The following is an 815-nucleotide window of genomic DNA, read 5'->3' as shown; positions in this document are numbered from 1 at the left end:
ATCTGGATTATAAACCACATCAATTTCGGGAATGTAATCTATGTGTTCTGTAATTGCATTAGGGGTTACATTTCCTTCTAGTCCAGGTGTGAGGCATTCACAGATTAATTCAATGGTGTATTTGCCATTCGAATCCATCGGAACCAATGCAGGTAATAGTCCTTCCTGTAAAGTTTGAAATCGAATTTTCCTATCGGTCGTTGCAACAACGTAACCAACAGGAATTGGAACTTTATAAACAGGCTGAACTGATGAACCAATTCTAATGCGATGTTTTGCAGAAGTGGCTTCTTTCCATTCATCTCCTAAATCGTTTAGTGATAAATGAAGGTCTTCTTCCTCCATTGTGGAAGGATGTAAAGCATTTTGAAAGGCTAAGAGGTTTTTATCTATAAAAAGAAAAACTGCATTTGCCAATGCTCTGAGAATAGTTCCAGTTTTGGATAACGGAGAACGTAAATCATGACCCTTGAATAGTTCATTCTCGTCCTCCTCAACATAACGAATGACTTCTCTTTGAACATTTTCCTTTGTCGTAAAAAGTATCATTTAATCTACCTATGAATAAACAGCCGTTCCAACAAGATTTCGTTTGGTGCCTGCTGTCACACTAGCTTGAAGAGAATTCCACTCAGCTAATGTTTTATAACCTTGGTTTCCAGAGGCACTCCAAGAAATTGATTCTCCCTTCCATTCTCTTGCATCAATTGGATCCGGACTTACGTTCGTCCAAGGCCATGGAGTCGCATCAATTTGCCCATTGAGCCACATTCCATTTACTAAACATTCGCATGGAATCGTCCAGGCACCGAGCA

The 815-nt window shown here is 39.5% G+C and carries 2 protein-coding genes; both read right to left on the bottom strand.

Features of this window, described 5'->3' with window-relative positions; all coding sequences use genetic code 11:
- Positions 1-549: baseplate J/gp47 family protein (locus tag CH361_RS19565; RefSeq protein ID WP_208861473.1), on the bottom strand; the 549-nt coding region annotated here is incomplete at its 3' end.
- 9 nt (positions 550-558) lie between these two features.
- Positions 559-815 (bottom strand): hypothetical protein (locus CH361_RS19780; protein ID WP_165782293.1); only part of this gene is annotated, 257 nt, incomplete at its 5' end.

Origin of the sequence: Leptospira brenneri, assembly GCF_002812125.1 — a bacterium.
In the GTDB taxonomy this organism is placed as follows: Bacteria; Spirochaetota; Leptospiria; order Leptospirales; family Leptospiraceae; genus Leptospira_A; species Leptospira_A brenneri.
Note: the sequence above shows the minus strand (reverse complement) of the source record. Positions and strands in the feature narration are given on the sequence as shown.